Source organism: Micromonospora kangleipakensis (assembly GCF_004217615.1).
GTDB lineage: Bacteria > Actinomycetota > Actinomycetes > Mycobacteriales > Micromonosporaceae > Micromonospora > Micromonospora kangleipakensis.
Genome location: NZ_SHLD01000001.1, coordinates 1,622,760 through 1,637,255, shown reverse-complemented (window position 1 = coordinate 1,637,255; position 14,496 = coordinate 1,622,760). Strand labels below are relative to the sequence as shown.

The following is a 14,496-nucleotide window of genomic DNA, read 5'->3' as shown; positions in this document are numbered from 1 at the left end:
GTCCGCGTGAGGGGTGTCATCTCACGTGTCCCGCCGCGGGAGGGCTCTACTACGCGAGGTAGGATTGCGGCGTGACGCGCCTTGGGGATCTTGAACGTGCGGTGATGGACGTGCTGTGGGACGTGGTCCCGGGCACGTCGGACGGGGTCACCGTGCGCGAGGTCGCCGATGCCCTGGACGGGCGCGAACTGGCTTACACGACGGTGATGACCGTGCTCGACCGGCTCGCCGGCAAGGGCATGGTGCAGCGCGAGCGGGAGGGTCGGGCCTGGCGTTACCGGGCCGCCGCCAGCCGCGAGGCGCACATCGCCCAGCTCATGCTCGACGCGCTGGACCTCGGCGGCAGCCGGGACGCCGCGCTGGTGCGCTTCGCCCGCTCGGTCACCGGCACCGAGGCCGAGGTGCTGCGCGCGGCGCTGGGCGCCGAGGCCGGGCTCTCCGGGCCGGGCGACGGCGGGCCGCGGCTGACCGACCGGGTCGAGGACCCGCGGGCCGACCGGCCGAGGGTCACCGACGAGGCGACGGACCGGTAGGGCGACCGCCGTGGCGTACGCCGTGCACTTCGCCGCGACCACCCTGGCCTGCTGGCTGACCGCGCAGGTCCTCGCCGCGGCGACCTGGACCTGGCGCGCCCCCCGGGTGGCGATCGTCTGCTGGCAGGCGGTCGGGCTGGCGCTCGGCCTCTCCGCGATGGGCCTGCCGATGGCGGTCGGCCTGGCCGCGTACGACCGGCCGACCGGCAGCGCGCTGCTCGCCCTCGCCACCGACCTCTTCCACGGCACCCTCCCGGCCGGGCTGGGCGCGGTCCACCTGGGCCTGGTCGGCGTCGGCTTCGGCATCGGCGCGGTGCTGCTCACCACGACCGTCCGCAGCGTCCACGGCGCGGTTCGCGCGCAGCGTCGGCACCGGGACCTGCTCACCCTGGTCGCCCGGCGGGACCCGACGGTGCCGGGCGCGCTGGTGCTCGACCACCCGAGCGCGGCGGCGTACTGCCTCCCGGGGGTGAAGCCGCGGGTGGTGGTCAGCGCCGGGACGCTGAGCCTGCTGGACCGGGCCGAGCTCGAGGCGGTGCTGACCCACGAGCGGGCGCACGCGCAGGAGCGGCACGACCTGGTGCTGCTGCCGTTCACCGCGCTCTGCCGGGCGCTGCCCTGGTTCCGCTGGGTGCGCGACGCGCACGAGCGGGTGGCCCTGCTGGTCGAGATGCGGGCCGACGACAAGGCCCGCGAACTGCACGCCGAGGAGCCGCTCGCCGGGGCGTTGCGCCGGTTCGCCGCCGCCGGTCACCGGGTCACCCCGGCCGGCGCGCTCGGCATGGGCGACCGCGACCTCGACGTACGGGTGCGGCGGCTGCTGGTCGCGGACCGCCCGCCCCGGCTGCTCGGCGCGACCGCGCTGACCGTGGCCAGCACCCTGGTCGCCCTGCCGATCTCCCTCTTCCTGAGCTGACCTCGGCTCGCGGCGACGCCGCCGGCCTGTTCGGCACCCCCACCCCGCGTACTACTACGGCTCGTCGTACATTTTCTTACTACATGACGTAGTAGATATGCGTAGACAATCTACGTGTAGGGTCACTACGACAAGCGAGCCAACCGTGGGAGACCGACCATGGACACCCTGCTCCTCGCCCGCCTGCAGTTCGCCACCACCACCTCGATCCACTTCCTCTTCGTGGTGGTCACGCTGGGCCTGGTCACCCTGCTGGTCGGGCTCCAGACCGCCGGCTACCTCACCGGCAAGCCGGTCTACGAGCGGCTGACCCGCTTCTGGGGCCAGCTCTACGTGATCAACTACGTGCTCGGCATCGCCACCGGCATCGTGATGGAGTTCCAGTTCGGGCTGAACTGGAGCGGGCTGTCCCGCTACGTCGGCAACGTCTTCGGCGCGCCGCTGGCCATCGAGACGCTGGTGGCGTTCTTCCTGGAGTCCACGTTCCTCGGCATGTGGATCTTCGGCTGGCACCGGCTGCGCCGGGGCGCACACCTCGCGCTGCTCTGGGGGGTGGCGCTGACCGCGTACGCCTCGGCCTTCTGGATCATGGTGGCGAACGCCTGGCTCCAGCACCCGGTCGGCTACGAGCTGCGCGACGGCGTCGCCCACCTGACCGACTTCGGCGCGCTGCTCACCAACCCCACCCTCGGTTTCGCCTTCGGCCACGTGGTCGCCGCCGCGCTGCTCACCGGCGGGGTCCTGATGGCCGCCGTCAGCGCGTGGCACCTGATCCGGCGCACCCCCGACTTCGCGCTGTTCCGCACATCGCTGCGGATCGGGCTCGTCACCGCTGCGCTCGCGGTCGTTCTGGTGCAGGGATTCGGGTTCGCCCAGTTCGGCCCGGTCGGGGAGGTGCAGCCCACCAAGTTCGGCGGCGGCGCCGACCGCGACGCGCTGGTCGCCGAGTGGACGGCGAAGTTCGGCCCGGGCGACTACCTCCCGCCGGCGCTCTCCAACGTCGGCCTGGGCTTCATGATCCTCATCGGCTTCACCCTCGGCTGCGTCTGGCTCCTGCTGCCGCTGCTCTGGCGGGACTGGATCATCCGGCTGCGGTTCCCGCTCTGGCTGACCCTGCTCGCCCTGCCGCTCCCCTTCGTCGCGGTGATCCTCGGCTGGATCGCCCGGGAGGTGGGCCGCCAGCCCTGGGTCGCGTACGGGCTGCTGCCGACCGACCAGGCGGTCTCCCCGGTCGGCGGCGGCGTGATGCTCACCTCCCTGATCGGCTTCAGCCTGCTGCTCGGCACCCTCGCCGTGACGAACTGGGTGCTGCTCGCCCGGCACGCCGCCCGCGGCGCGGCCGATCCCGCCCTCGGCCGCCCACCCGCGTCCGACCCCGACATCCGCCCCGAACCCGCGTTCGCCTGAGGGAGCCCGCCGTGGAACTCGCCTGGTACGCCCTGCTCGGCCTCTTCTTCGCCACCTACCTCGTCCTCGGCGGCTACGACTACGGCGTCGGGCTGCTGCTGGCCCGGCGGGCCACCCCGGCCGCCCGGCGGGCGACGCTCACCGCCGTCGGGCCGTTCTTCCTCGGCAACGAGGTCTGGCTGGTCGCCGCCGTCGGCATCCTCTTCGGCGCCTTCCCCACGCTGGAGGGCGAGCTGCTCTCCGGGCTCTACCCGGCCGTGGTCGGCGCGCTGGCCGGCGTGGTCCTAGTGACCGCCGGGGTGCAGCTGCGCAGCAGGCCGGCCGGCGCGCGGGCCCGGGCCGGTTGGGACCGGGTGGTCGTCGTCGGCAGCGCGCTCGCCGCGCTGGGCTGGGGCGCGTTGCTCGCCGGGCTGCTGCAGGGTGTACCGCTGCGGGCCGACCGCCACGTCGCCGGGGTGACGCACGTCTTCACCCCGTTCGTGGCCGCCGCCGCGCTGGCCATGTTGTCACTGGTCGCGGCGCAGGGTGCGACGTTCCTCACGCTCCGGCTGCCGGCCACCGAGGTCGCGCCGGTCGCCCGGCTGGCCCGCCGGCTGGTCCCGGTGGCGCTCGCCGCGGTCGGCGCGGCCACCGTCCTCGGCCTGCTCTCCGACCGGGTACGCGCCGCGGTGGCGCAGCCGGCGGCGGCCGTACTGCTGCCGTTGGTGCTGGTGGCGGCGCTGCTGGCGGCCCGGACGGCGCTCGTCCGGCGGCGGCCCGGGCTGGCTTTCGCCGCCACCAGCGCGGCGCTGGCGCTGCCGGTGCTGCTGGTCGGGGCGGCGCTCTGGCCCTGGGCGCTGGTCTCCACGGTCGAGCCCGGGGCCGGGTTGACCGTGGCCGACGCCGCGGCGAGCGGGCCCACCCTGCGGCTGCTGGGCTGGCTCGCGCTGCCGCTCCTGCCGGCCCTACTAGGCTTTCAGGCAATGTGCTGGTGGGTGTTCCGGGGACGGACCGACGGCAGGGCACCGGTGTACTGGTGAACCGCCGCCCGTTCGACCCGCGTCTGCTGCGCCGGGTCCCTGCGGCCCGGCGCGACCTCGCCGTGCTCGCGGTCCTCGGCGGGCTCACCGCACTGCTGGTGGTCGCGCAGGCCACCGCGCTGGCCACGCTGCTGGCGACCGCGGTCGACGGGCGGCTGCACCGGCCGGCGCTGGCCGGCTTCGTGGCGGCGGTCGCCGCCCGGGCGCTGGTCAGCTGGGCCCAGGGCACGGCGGCGGCCCGGGCGGCGGCGACGGTGAAGGCGGCGCTGCGCGCGGACCTGCTCCGCGCCGTCGGCCGGCACGGGCCGGGCTGGGTCGCCGGGCAACGAGCCGGGCAGCTGGCCACCCTCGCCGGGCGCGGCCTCGACGCGCTGGACGCCTACTTCACCGGCTACCTCCCCCAGCTCGTGCTCAGCGTCACCGTGCCGCTCGCCGTGCTGGCCCGGATCGTCCTCGCCGACTGGAGCTCGGCGCTGATCATCGCGCTGACCCTCCCGCTCATCCCGGTCTTCGGGGCGCTGCTCGGCTGGCAGGCGCAGGCCGCCACCGAACGGCAGTGGCGGCGGCTCTCCCGCCTCGGCGGGCACTTCCTGGACATGGTCGCCGGGCTGCCGACGCTGCGCGCGTTCGGCCGGGCGCGGGCGCAGGTCGACGTGGTCCGCCGGATGGCCGACGGGCACCGCCAGGCGACCCTGCGGACGCTGCGGATCGCCTTCCTCTCCGCGCTGGTGCTGGAGCTGGTCGCCACCCTCTCGGTGGCGCTGGTCGCCGTGCCGGTGGGCATCCGGCTGCTCGGCGGCGGGATCACCCTCTCCACCGCGCTGCTGGTGCTGCTGCTCACCCCGGAGGCGTACCTGCCGCTGCGGGCGGCGGGCAGCCGGTTCCACGCCAGCATGGAGGGGCTCACCGCCCTGGACGAGGCGCTCACCGTCTCGGCCGCCCCGGCTGTGGCCACGCCGACCGCCGCGCCGGCCCCGACGCCGCCCGGTGACGGCGAGATCCGCTTCGAGGGCGTGACCGTCGAGTACGAGCGGACCACCGCCCTGCGGGACGTCACGCTGACGATCCACCCCGGCGAGCGGATCGCGGTCATCGGCCCGAGCGGCGCCGGCAAGAGCACCCTGCTCGGCCTGCTGCTCGGCTTCGTCACCCCGACCGCCGGCCGGGTCACCGTGGCCGGGGTCGACCTCGCCCACGTCGACCCCGACGCCTGGCGCCGCCAGGTGGCCTGGGTGCCGCAGCGGGCGCACCTCTTCGCCGCCTCGCTGGCCGACAACATCCGCCTCGGCGCGCCCGAGACCACCGACGCCGCGCTCGGCAGGGCGGTCGCCGACGCCGCGCTGGACGACGTGGTCGCCGCCCTTCCCGACGGGCTGGCGACCGAGCTCGGCGAGCGCGGGCACGGCCTCTCCAGCGGCCAGCGGCAGCGGGTCGCGCTGGCCCGGGCGTTCCTCCGCGACGCCCCAGTGGTGCTCCTCGACGAGCCGACCGCGCGGCTGGACTCCGCCAGCGAGGCGGTGGTGCTGGCCGCCACCCGCCGGCTGGTCGCCGGGCGCACGGCGTTGCTGGTCGCGCACCGACCCGCGCTGCTGGAGGACGCCGACCGGATCCTCCGCGTCGAGGACGGCCGGGTCACCGAGCTGACCCCGACACCGGTCGGGAAGGCGATCTGATGAGCCCCGGACCGAGCGTCCCCGACCGCCCGGACCACCCCGGGCGGGCCGTGCCGGGTGGTGTCTCGGCCGACGGGAGCACGCCGGCCGCGCGCGACCCCGGAACGCCCACCCCGGCCGAGGTGATCCCGCCGGAGCTGGCGTCCGGCGCCCTGCCCACCGAGCCGACCCCGGACGAGGCCGTACCCACCGGGCCGGCCCCGGACGAGGCCGGAGTCACCGGGGCGATGACCGCCGAAGTCCCGCCCGCCGGCGGGCGGGCCGGGCCGGCCGGCGCCGGCGGCGTCCGCGCCGAGCGGACGGTGCTGCGGCTGGCCCGGCCGTACCTGGGCCGGCTCGTCGGAGCCGGGCTGCTCGCCGCCGCCACCGAGTTCGCCGGGCTGGCCCTGATGGCCACCGCCACCTGGCTGCTGATGAGCGCCGCCGGCCGGCCCCCGCTGGACCGGCTGACCGTGGCCATCGTCGCGGTCCGGGCGCTCGCCATCAGCCGGGGCGTGTTCCGCTACACCGAACGGCTCGCCGGGCACGACGCCGTGCTCCGCATGATCACCGACGTCCGGGCCCGGGTCTTCGCCACCCTCGCCGCCCGTCGGGACAGCGCGTCGCAGCGCTCCGGTGACGCGCTGAGCCGGCTCGTGTCCGACGTGGAGGCCGTGCAGGACCTGCTGCTGCGGGTGCTGGTGCCGGGATCGGCCGCCGCGCTGGTGAGCGTGCTCGCGGTCGGTGGGGCCGCGCTGATCTCGCTCCCCGCGGCCGGAGTGCTGGCCGCCGGGCTGCTGGTCGCCGGGGTGGCGCTGCCCGCGCTGGCCACCGTGCTCACCCGGCGGGCCGCCGACGAGGTGGCCCCGCTGCGCGGCGCGCTCGCCGTGGACGCGGTCGACCTGACCCACGGCGCCGCCGACCTGGCCGCCTTCGGCGCCACCGGCGCGGCGCTCGCGGCGGCCGACCGGCGCACCCGGCGGCTCGCCCGGCTGGAGCGCCGGCTCGCCGCCGCCGGCTTCGCGGTCGACGCGGCCGGGGTGCTGGTCGGTGGGCTCACCGCCGCCGCCGTGGTGGTCGTCGCGCTCCGCGCCGACGTCGGCGGGGTGCTGGTCGGGGTGCTGGCCGTCGGCGCCCTCGCCGCCGTGGAGATCGCGCTGGCGCTGGTCGGCGCGGCCCGGCAGTTCACCCAGCTCCGAGCCGGCCTGGGCCGGGTCGCCGCGCTGCTCACCGGGCCCGTCCCGGCGGGCGGCGCGGCCCCGACGCCGGAGCCGGGCACCGGGGCCGCCGGGAGCCCGGCGACCGGCCCGGCGGGAACGACGGGCCGGACCCCGGCGGGCACGACGGCCGGGGTGGGGACCGGCGCGGCTCCGGCCGGCCACGACGTGCGATTCGACGAGGTGACCGTCCGGTACCGGGCGGGGGCGGCACCCGCCCTGGACCGGGTCAGCCTCGACCTGCCGGCCGGCCGCCGGGTCGCCGTGGTCGGGCCGAGCGGCGCCGGCAAGAGCACCCTCGCCGCGGTGCTCACCGGCGCGGTCCGCCCCGACGGCGGCCGGGTCACCCTGGCCGGGGTCGACGTCTCCGCGTACCCGGCCGAGGAGCTGCCCCGGGCGATCGGCGGGCTGCTCGCCGAGGCGTACGTCTTCCACGCCTCCGTACGGGAGAACCTGCTGCTCGGTCGCCCAGGGGCGGGCGAGGCGGAGCTGACCGCCGCGACCCGGGCGGCCGGCCTGCTCGACTGGGTACGCGCCCAGCCGGCGGGCTGGGACACCGTGGTCGGCGAGGAGGGCGGGCAGCTCTCCGGCGGGCAGCGGCAGCGGCTCGCGCTGGCCCGGGCGCTGCTGGCCGCGCCGGCCGTGCTGGTGCTGGACGAGCCCACCGAGGGGCTCGACCCGGCCGCGGCCGACGCGGTGCTCGCCTCGGCGCTGGCCGCCACCCCGGCCGGGCACTCGGTACTGGTGATCAGCCACCGGCTCAGCGGCCTGGCGGAGCTGGACGAGATCGTGGTGCTCGACGCCGGCCGGGTGGTGCAGCGCGGCCGGCACGCCGAGCTGGTGGCCCGGCCCGGCTGGTACCGGGAGCAGTGGCTGCTCCAGGAGGCGGCGGAGCGCGGCTACCTGGCCCTGACCCCCTGAGCGGTCTCCGGGAATTCCCCGGACGCGCCGGGCCGCGCCGGGTGGCAGGGTGAGGCCATGCGGGGGTACGACGGCGCGCTCGTGGAGGAGCACCTGCGGGAGCTGGCCGGGCGCCTGCACGGGCCGGGCCGGTTGAAGAGCGACCTGATCACCGAGGCGCGGCACGCGCTGCTGGACGCCGCCGAGGCGTACCGGGAGGACGGCCTGCCGGCGGCGGAGGCCGAGCGGCGCGCGGTGGCCGAGTTCGGCAGCCCGACCCAGCTCGTCCCGGGCTACCAGGCCGAGCTGACGGCCGGGGCGCTGCGCCGGTTGGCGGTGCGGGCGCTGGCGGTGGCGGTGGCGCTGATGGCCGGCGGTGATCTGACCTGGCGGGGCGCGCACTGGGACGGGGGTCCGCCGCCCGTGGGCTACCACGTGCTCTCCGCCTCGCTGAACGGGATCTGGGGCCTGGTCGCCGGGCTGGCGCTGGCCGGGCTGCTGCTGGGCTTCCTCGCCGCGCGGTACGGGTCGACCCGGCTGCCCCGCCTGGGGCGCGCGGTGGGCTTCGGCCTCACCGGCGCGCTGGGCCTGGGCGCGCTCGCCGGCAGCGCCCTGCTCGCCTGGTCGATCGGGCTCTGGCAGGCGGCCCTGACCTGGCCGCCGATGATCCTCGGGGCGGTGCTGACGGGCGTGGCCTGGTTCGCGTTGGCCCGGGCCGCCCGCTGCTGGCTGCTGGCCACCCGGTGACGCCGCCGGTGGACCGGGCCCGCCCGCGGCCGGCGCACCGCCGGGAAACCGAGCCGGGCCGACGCGCCGGGCCAGGCCGGGTTGGCGCGCCATCGCCCCGAGGGTCAGGCGGGTGCGGTCGGCGGTTCGTCGGCCCCGAGGAACCGGCCCACGGTCGCGCTGAACTCGCGCCAGCCGGCGCGCTCGCCGGCCAGTGCCCGCCCGCCGGCCTCGGTGAGCTGGTACGTCCGTCGTTCCCGGCCGTTGACGGTGCTCCACGAGCTGGCGACGTAGCCCGCCCGCTCCAGTCGGCGCAGCGCCGGGTAGATGGTGCCGGTGGGCAGGTCCAGCGTGCCGCCACTGCGCGCCCGGAGCGCCTCGATGATCGCGTACCCGTGGAGTTCGCCCTGCTCCAGGACCGCCAGCAGCAGCGCGTCGAGATGTCCGTGCAGCGCCTGGGCCTTCATACGTAGCAACGCTACTTGTCCGTCCGCCGGGACGCCACCGGGGTGCGGTCCCGGCCTCGGCGGGTCGCCCACTAGGGTATGTGCGCAGAGTCACTCGGCGACCGAAGGTGTCGCCGGGTGCGCAAACCCGACAGCACACGGAGGTCAGCGTGGCCCGCCAGTCGCCCCAACGGCCCGACGCCGACGAGCCCGAGCTCGACGAGAGCACCGCGTCGGCCGCAGCAGACGAGGTCGACGACGACCGCCCGGCGGCCGACCGCGCGCTCTGGGACGAGCTGCGGATCGACCCGGTGGAGATCGCCCTGCCCGCCGGCACCGGCTTCACCCTGCGCGCGTACCGGCCGGCGCGGGAGCTGACCCCGACCGACGTCGCCGAGCGCGACGAGGACGACCCCTTCCTGGCCCGCCGCCAGGTCGTCGAGGCCGAGGCCGAGGACGAGGAGGTGGTGATCCTCGACGAGGAGTTCGCCGCCCTGTCCGCGGAGAAGGAAGAGGACGACGAGCGGCCCGGGGGCCGCCGGCGCGCCGCCGCCCGGGCGGCCGAGGAGAAGGCGGAGGCCGAGGACGAGGCCGACGAGGACGAGGACGAGGACGCCGCGGGCGACGAGGAGGTGCCGGTCTTCCTCAGCCACCGCGGCCGGCTGCTGCTGTTCAAGACGCCGGAGTCGCTGGTCAGCTTCGTCCGATCCGGCGCGCCCAACGACCTGTCCCAACTGGACAGCTGGAATGAACTGTCCGAACGGGTCGAACCGGCCGACATCGCCCCGCTGGACGAGGACACCTACGAGCTCGACCTGGTCGTGGAGAACCTCCGCGGCGGGCACGACACGTGGGACCCCACGCTCCTGATCGAGGCTGGCGAGGTCGCCCGTGACCTTGCGTACGCGCTGCGGCTACCGGCGGTGCTGGACATGCTCTCCGCGAGCTCCAGCCTGGACGACCTGGACGAGGCGCTGCGGGCTTCTGTCAACGGCGGAATAGGTGCTTTCCTGGGCCGGCGGCGCCTGAAGAAAATCGGGGCACAAACCGCAAGTTTGGGTTGGCGCACCATTGTCGGCAAGATCTCTGCTGTCGTGGACTGGCGCGACTGACCCGTAACGGGGAGCATCAGTCTCTGGCAGAAGTAACGACCTGTGTCCCGGGAGGAGGACGACGCCGTGGCGCTCGTGCGCGTGTACTGCGGTCTGGCCTCGGCGGATCCGGCCGACCGACCGGCTTCGGCCGGTTCGGCGCTGACGTCCGCTGTGGTCGACGACGCAGGCCGTCTGCTGCATGTCTGCGAGATCAGCGACGACCCGGCGGGCTACGCCCAGCTGGTCGCGCTGCTCGTGGAGCGGTCGGGCGGGCCGAGCGGTGCGGCCATCGCCGCCGACAGCGACGACCACACGGTCACCTCGCTGCTCAGCGCCGCGGGTCGTCCACTGGCGATCGCCGACGACGACTCGGTGGACGACTTCGCCGAGCGCTTCGCCGACGACGCCTCCCTGGAGGAGATGCAGTCCCCGGCGGCCGAGCGCCGCGCCGTCGGGCTGGCCCGGGCGCTGCAGGCCGGCGCGCTCTCCGCGGTCACCCTGCCCGCACCCCGTGACCTGGCCAACTACAAGCAGGTCCTGGCCGCGCACGCCGCCCTGGCCAACGGTCGGCACTCCGCCGCGGCGGCGCTGCGCGAGGTGCTGCGGGAGCTCTACCCGGCCGCCCTGCGGGCCTACCCGGACCCGGCCGAGCCGGTCTCGCTGGCGGTCCTCGACGCGCTGCCGGAGCCGGGCATGCTCGGCGGCACGGTCACCCGGGGCCGGGAGGTCTCGGTCGCCGCGGACGCCGTCGCCGCACACCTCGCCGCCGAGGGCGTCGCGGGTGCCGACCGGATCAACGACGCGATCACCGCCCTGCGGGTCGCCATCTCCGAGACGCCCCGCCGGGCCACGGTCAACCGGGTGCTCACCTCGGCCGTCGCGGAGACCGTGCGGCAGGCGGTCGCCTCCGTCCGGGCCTGCGACGCCGGCTGCGAGGCCTTGGTCGGCGCCCTCAGCGCCCGGGTCACCACGCCCGCTCCGGTTCCCGGCCGGCGGGCCGCCGCCCGTCGGGGCGAGCAGGTCGGCGAGCTCGCCGGTCTGACGGGCACCACCGCGACCGGCCTGCGGACGATCCGGCCCGCGGAGCCCGAGCCGGTGGGCCGCCGCAGCCGTCCCGAGCCGCTCACCGGCGGCACCACGCCGCTGCCGCCCCGGCCGCTCGGTCCGCCGCCGGTCGCCCCCGCCCCGGTCGCGCCGCCGCCGATCGCACCGGCCCCGGTCACCCCGGCCGCCGCCAGCGGTAGGCCGATCTCCGCGCCGCCCGCACGCCCCGAACCGGTCCCGCCGATGCCGCGCCGGGTGGACGCGCCGGCCAACCGTCCGGTCTCCGCGCCGCCCCCGCCGCCCCCCGGCATCACCCCGATCGCCCCGGCACAGCGCGGCAGCATTCCCCCGGCCGAGGCCGGCGAGCCGTTCCGGCCCACGCTGACCACCGCCGCGATCAACAACGCGCGCGCCGAACGCCAGCGCACGATCATCCCGCCGCGCCCCAAGACCACTCCGGTGCCGGCGCCGCCCACCGGCGGCTTCAGCGCGACCGACCTGAGCGTTCCGGTGCCGACGCCCCGGCCCGGCCAGGAGTCCGCTCCCCCGGGAAGCCGGGCCAACTGGCCACTGGTCAACAACGGCGACGACCTCCCCGAGGGCCCCGCAAGCGCCCCGGCCGCCTACTCGTACGGCGACCGGGAGGTGCGGAAGGTCGACGCGCCGACCGACCCGGGCAAGGGTCGGGTCACCCCGCCCTGGCTCGCCGACGACCTGCCCCAGGAGCCCCCGATGCTGCGGCTGGTCGAGCCGCCGCCGCTGGCCGACCGGGCGCTGCGGGACGGCCTGAACCCGCCGACCGACCCCGGGCTGGACGCCCCGCCGTTGCGGCTGGTCGAGCGGGCCGAGGCGGAGCGCGCCGGCCGGTCCGGTCCCCGCACCGACCTGCCCCCGCCGCTGGAGCGGCGGCCCGCGCCGAAGGAGCACCGGCCCCCGCCGGTCTCCGACGAGGGCGACGGCGACCTGCTGATCTTCGCCCAGGCGAAGTCCGCCTGGTTCGTCGGCCACACCGAAGAGTCCGAGTTGGACTGGTCGACCACCGCGGACACCGGCTGGCAGGCCGCCGAGCAGGCGGCCCGCCCGGCGGTGGGCGACGAGACCACGGCGGGCCTGCCGAAGCGGGTCCCCCAGGCCAACCTGGTCCCCGGTTCGCCGCTGCGCGAGGAGCGTCCACTGCGGATCGTCCGGAACGCGGCGAGCCTCGCCGAGAACACCACCGGCTACTTCCGCGGCTGGCGTCGCGGTCAGGAGATCGGCGGGTTCGCGGTCGGCGGTCGCCCCGGCCGGGAGTCGGCCGGCGGCTGGGACTTCAGCCGCGACACCGGCGACCGGGACGACGACCGGGAGTACGAGTACCGCTCCGCCGGCTACCGGTCCTGACCGGACGCCGACCGCCCGCCACCTGCGTGTTCCTGCCCACACCCGGATAATTTCACGCCGGGTCCGGGCGGCCGGGAGCATACCGGCGGAATTGCCGGCGGCGAATGCCGCCGGGGTGGGAAGGCGACTCCAATGGCGACACCGGCAATCGACTCCGCTGTGCTCACCCGTCGGGGCCTCCTCGCCGCGGCGGCGGGCACCCTGCCGCTCAGCGCCTGCGGGCCGGGCGGGCCGCAGGACCAGGCCGGCGCCGGCAGCAGCGCGGCACCGGGCGACCAGGAACTGGTGATCGGCGCCAGTCTGGAGCTGAGCGGCCCGGGCGCCGCCCTGGGCGCGTCCTCCAGCAGCGGGCGATGGAGATCACCCTCGAGTCGCTGAACGTCACCGGGATCCCGGTCGGCAACCTGCGGCGGGACCCTACGGCTCGAGGTGCGGGACAACGGCAGTGACCCACGGCTCGCCGCCCGGCAGGTAACCGAGCTGGCCAGGCGGGAAAAGGTGCACGCCCTGGTCGGCGGCACGCTGGCCGACACTCCATGGCCACCATCGGGGTGGCCCAGAAGCTCCAGGTGCCGTTCCTGTCGTTCGCGGCCGGCGACGACATCGTGCTGCCCCTCGCCCAGCGCACCTACATCTACAAGCTCACCCCCGACGCCGGTGACGTCGCCCGGCGGCTCGCCCGGCTGATCGACTCCCAGCGGCTGCGGCGGATCGCCCTGCTGGCCGCAGACGGGCTGCACGGCGACTCCGGCGTGCGGGCCATGAGGGGCGCGCTGCGGACCGCCGACGTGGAGCTGACGGCGAGCGAACGGCTGCCGGCGCGCGTACCTGCAGACCGAGGTGACCGAGGGCATCGCCGGCGGGTACGCCTTCGCGCCGATCCGGCACGGGGGCCTGGAGCGGGACTCCCTCGGCATCTACGTGGTCACCCAGGGCACCTGGACGCCGTACGCCTGATCACCGGCCCGCCCCCGGCGGACGGCGGGTCGCCCCCGGCCGGCCGGCGGGTGGCCGGCGGGCCACCGAATCAGGACAGCGCGAAGCGCCCGGTGACGGCCGAGGCTGTCACCGGGCGCGACCTGACGCCGGTCAGGCGGGCGCGACCGCCCGCGAGCGCCGCATGGTGAGCACGTACTCGACCAGCGAGATCAGCACGTGCTTGGTCGACTCGCGGTTCCGGGCGTCGCAGGCCACCACGGGCACGTCGCTGGAGATGGCCAGCGCGTCCCGGACGTCCTGCGGGTCGTGGTACTGCATCCCGTCGAAGCAGTTGATGGCCACCAGGTACGGCAGCCGCCGGTGCTCGAAGAAGTCGATCGCGGCGAAGCAGTCGGCCAGCCTGCGGGTGTCCACCAGCACCACGGCGCCGATGGCACCGCGGACCAGCTCGTCCCACATGAACCAGAACCGCGTCTGACCCGGCGTACCGAACAGGTACAGGATCAGGTCCCGGTCGATCGAGATACGACCGAAGTCCATCGCCACCGTGGTCGTCGTCTTGCCCGGCACCTGCCGGGTGTCGTCGACGCCCACGCCGGCGGAAGTCATGATCGCCTCGGTGGTCAGCGGCGTGATCTCCGAGACCGAGCCGACCAACGTCGTCTTACCGACGCCGAATCCACCGGCGATAACGATCTTCGCCGACGTCACGCGCCCGCTCGGGGTCGACGGCCGGTGCGACATGTCAGAGCCTGCGAAGTCCACTCAGCACCCTCTCCAGCAGTTCAGTGCCCACCGCGTCGTCGGAGTCGTCCAAAATGGTCGGCTCGTGGACCGCGACCAGGCCGTCCGTCGCCATGTCGGCGATGAGCACCCGGGCCACGCCGAGCGGAAGCTGCAACCGCGCCGCGATCTCGGCGAGCGACTGCACGCGTCCGTCACACAGCGCGGCGATGTACTGGTGCTCACGACCCTGGCCGCCATTACCACTGGCAGCGGCCCGGCCGCGCACCGTCGTCTCGACGAGCGCCTCCAGGGCGATGTCGAGTCGGGGACGGGTACGACCGCGGGTCACGGCGTATGGACGGACCAACGCGCCGGTCGGCTCGTCACGATCGACCATGTCGCCGCTCACCTCCTTCGCACCCGGCACCGGCTCTCGCCCGGTGGTTCCCGTCGTTGTTCTCGTGTCGTTCCTGCCGTGCCGACCCGCCGGTCAGCTC

At 76.0% G+C, this 14,496-nt stretch carries 14 protein-coding genes; 11 read left to right on the top strand and 3 right to left on the bottom strand.

The genetic code is table 11. From position 1 onward, the window contains the following. Positions 1–71 precede the first annotated feature (71 nt). The 7 genes from EV384_RS08015 (at position 72) to EV384_RS07985 (ending at position 8,391) form a co-directional block, all read left to right on the top strand. Entirely contained in the window at positions 72–533 is a 462-nt protein-coding gene (locus tag EV384_RS08015; protein ID WP_130331556.1) for a BlaI/MecI/CopY family transcriptional regulator, read from the top strand. Between the two features lie 10 nt (positions 534–543). Beyond that, entirely contained in the window at positions 544–1,449 is a 906-nt protein-coding gene (locus tag EV384_RS08010) for a M56 family metallopeptidase (protein ID WP_130331554.1), read from the top strand. Between the two features lie 159 nt (positions 1,450–1,608). Then, complete coding sequence (locus EV384_RS08005) at positions 1,609–2,856, top strand: cytochrome ubiquinol oxidase subunit I (RefSeq protein ID WP_130331552.1); 1,248 nt, start codon at positions 1,609–1,611, stop codon at positions 2,854–2,856. Positions 2,857–2,867: 11 nt separating this feature from the next. Continuing rightward, positions 2,868–3,875 carry a cytochrome d ubiquinol oxidase subunit II gene (locus tag EV384_RS08000; protein WP_130331550.1) on the top strand — a complete coding sequence of 336 codons (1,008 nt, stop codon included), beginning with the start codon at positions 2,868–2,870 and terminating at the stop codon, positions 3,873–3,875. Continuing rightward, complete coding sequence (cydD, locus tag EV384_RS07995; RefSeq protein WP_130331548.1) at positions 3,872–5,548, top strand: thiol reductant ABC exporter subunit CydD; 1,677 nt, start codon at positions 3,872–3,874, stop codon at positions 5,546–5,548. Before EV384_RS08000 ends, cydD begins: the two co-directional genes overlap by 4 nt. A gap of 227 nt (positions 5,549–5,775) precedes the next feature. After that, positions 5,776–7,665, top strand: coding sequence for a thiol reductant ABC exporter subunit CydC (gene cydC, locus EV384_RS07990; protein ID WP_130340348.1), 1,890 nt, complete (start codon positions 5,776–5,778; stop codon positions 7,663–7,665). Positions 7,666–7,722: 57 nt separating this feature from the next. After that, the gene (locus EV384_RS07985) at positions 7,723–8,391 is read left to right on the top strand and encodes a permease prefix domain 1-containing protein (RefSeq protein WP_130331546.1); all 669 of its coding nucleotides are present in this window, start codon (positions 7,723–7,725) and stop codon (positions 8,389–8,391) included. A gap of 104 nt (positions 8,392–8,495) precedes the next feature. Here EV384_RS07985 and EV384_RS07980 read toward each other — a convergent pair whose 3' ends face one another. Then, a complete protein-coding gene (locus tag EV384_RS07980; RefSeq protein ID WP_130331544.1) occupies positions 8,496–8,837 on the bottom strand; it encodes a PadR family transcriptional regulator in 342 nt (113 codons plus the stop codon). A 107-nt stretch (positions 8,838–8,944) separates the two neighbouring features. Between EV384_RS07980 and EV384_RS07975 the strand changes: the two genes are divergently transcribed. From EV384_RS07975 to EV384_RS07960, 4 genes are all read left to right on the top strand, one after another. Next, the gene (locus EV384_RS07975; RefSeq protein ID WP_207232569.1) at positions 8,945–9,928 is read left to right on the top strand and encodes a DNA primase; all 984 of its coding nucleotides are present in this window, start codon (positions 8,945–8,947) and stop codon (positions 9,926–9,928) included. Between the two features lie 42 nt (positions 9,929–9,970). Continuing rightward, positions 9,971–12,334 (top strand): transposase, encoded by a 2,364-nt coding sequence (locus tag EV384_RS07970; protein ID WP_130331540.1) that lies wholly within the window; start codon positions 9,971–9,973, stop codon positions 12,332–12,334. A gap of 132 nt (positions 12,335–12,466) precedes the next feature. Further along, entirely contained in the window at positions 12,467–12,712 is a 246-nt protein-coding gene (locus EV384_RS07965) for a hypothetical protein (protein ID WP_130331538.1), read from the top strand. A gap of 158 nt (positions 12,713–12,870) precedes the next feature. Then, positions 12,871–13,461 (top strand): type 1 periplasmic-binding domain-containing protein, encoded by a 591-nt coding sequence (locus EV384_RS07960; protein ID WP_130331536.1) that lies wholly within the window; start codon positions 12,871–12,873, stop codon positions 13,459–13,461. Here the strand turns inward: EV384_RS07960 and EV384_RS07955 are convergent. Together EV384_RS07955 and EV384_RS07950 are read right to left on the bottom strand one after the other, a co-directional pair. Continuing rightward, positions 13,424–14,017, bottom strand: coding sequence for a GTP-binding protein (locus EV384_RS07955; RefSeq protein ID WP_130340346.1), 594 nt, complete (start codon positions 14,015–14,017; stop codon positions 13,424–13,426). The genes EV384_RS07960 and EV384_RS07955 overlap by 38 nt on opposite strands. Position 14,018: 1 nt before the next feature. After that, entirely contained in the window at positions 14,019–14,396 is a 378-nt protein-coding gene (locus EV384_RS07950; RefSeq protein WP_130331534.1) for a DUF742 domain-containing protein, read from the bottom strand. Between the last annotated feature and the right edge of the window lie 100 nt (positions 14,397–14,496).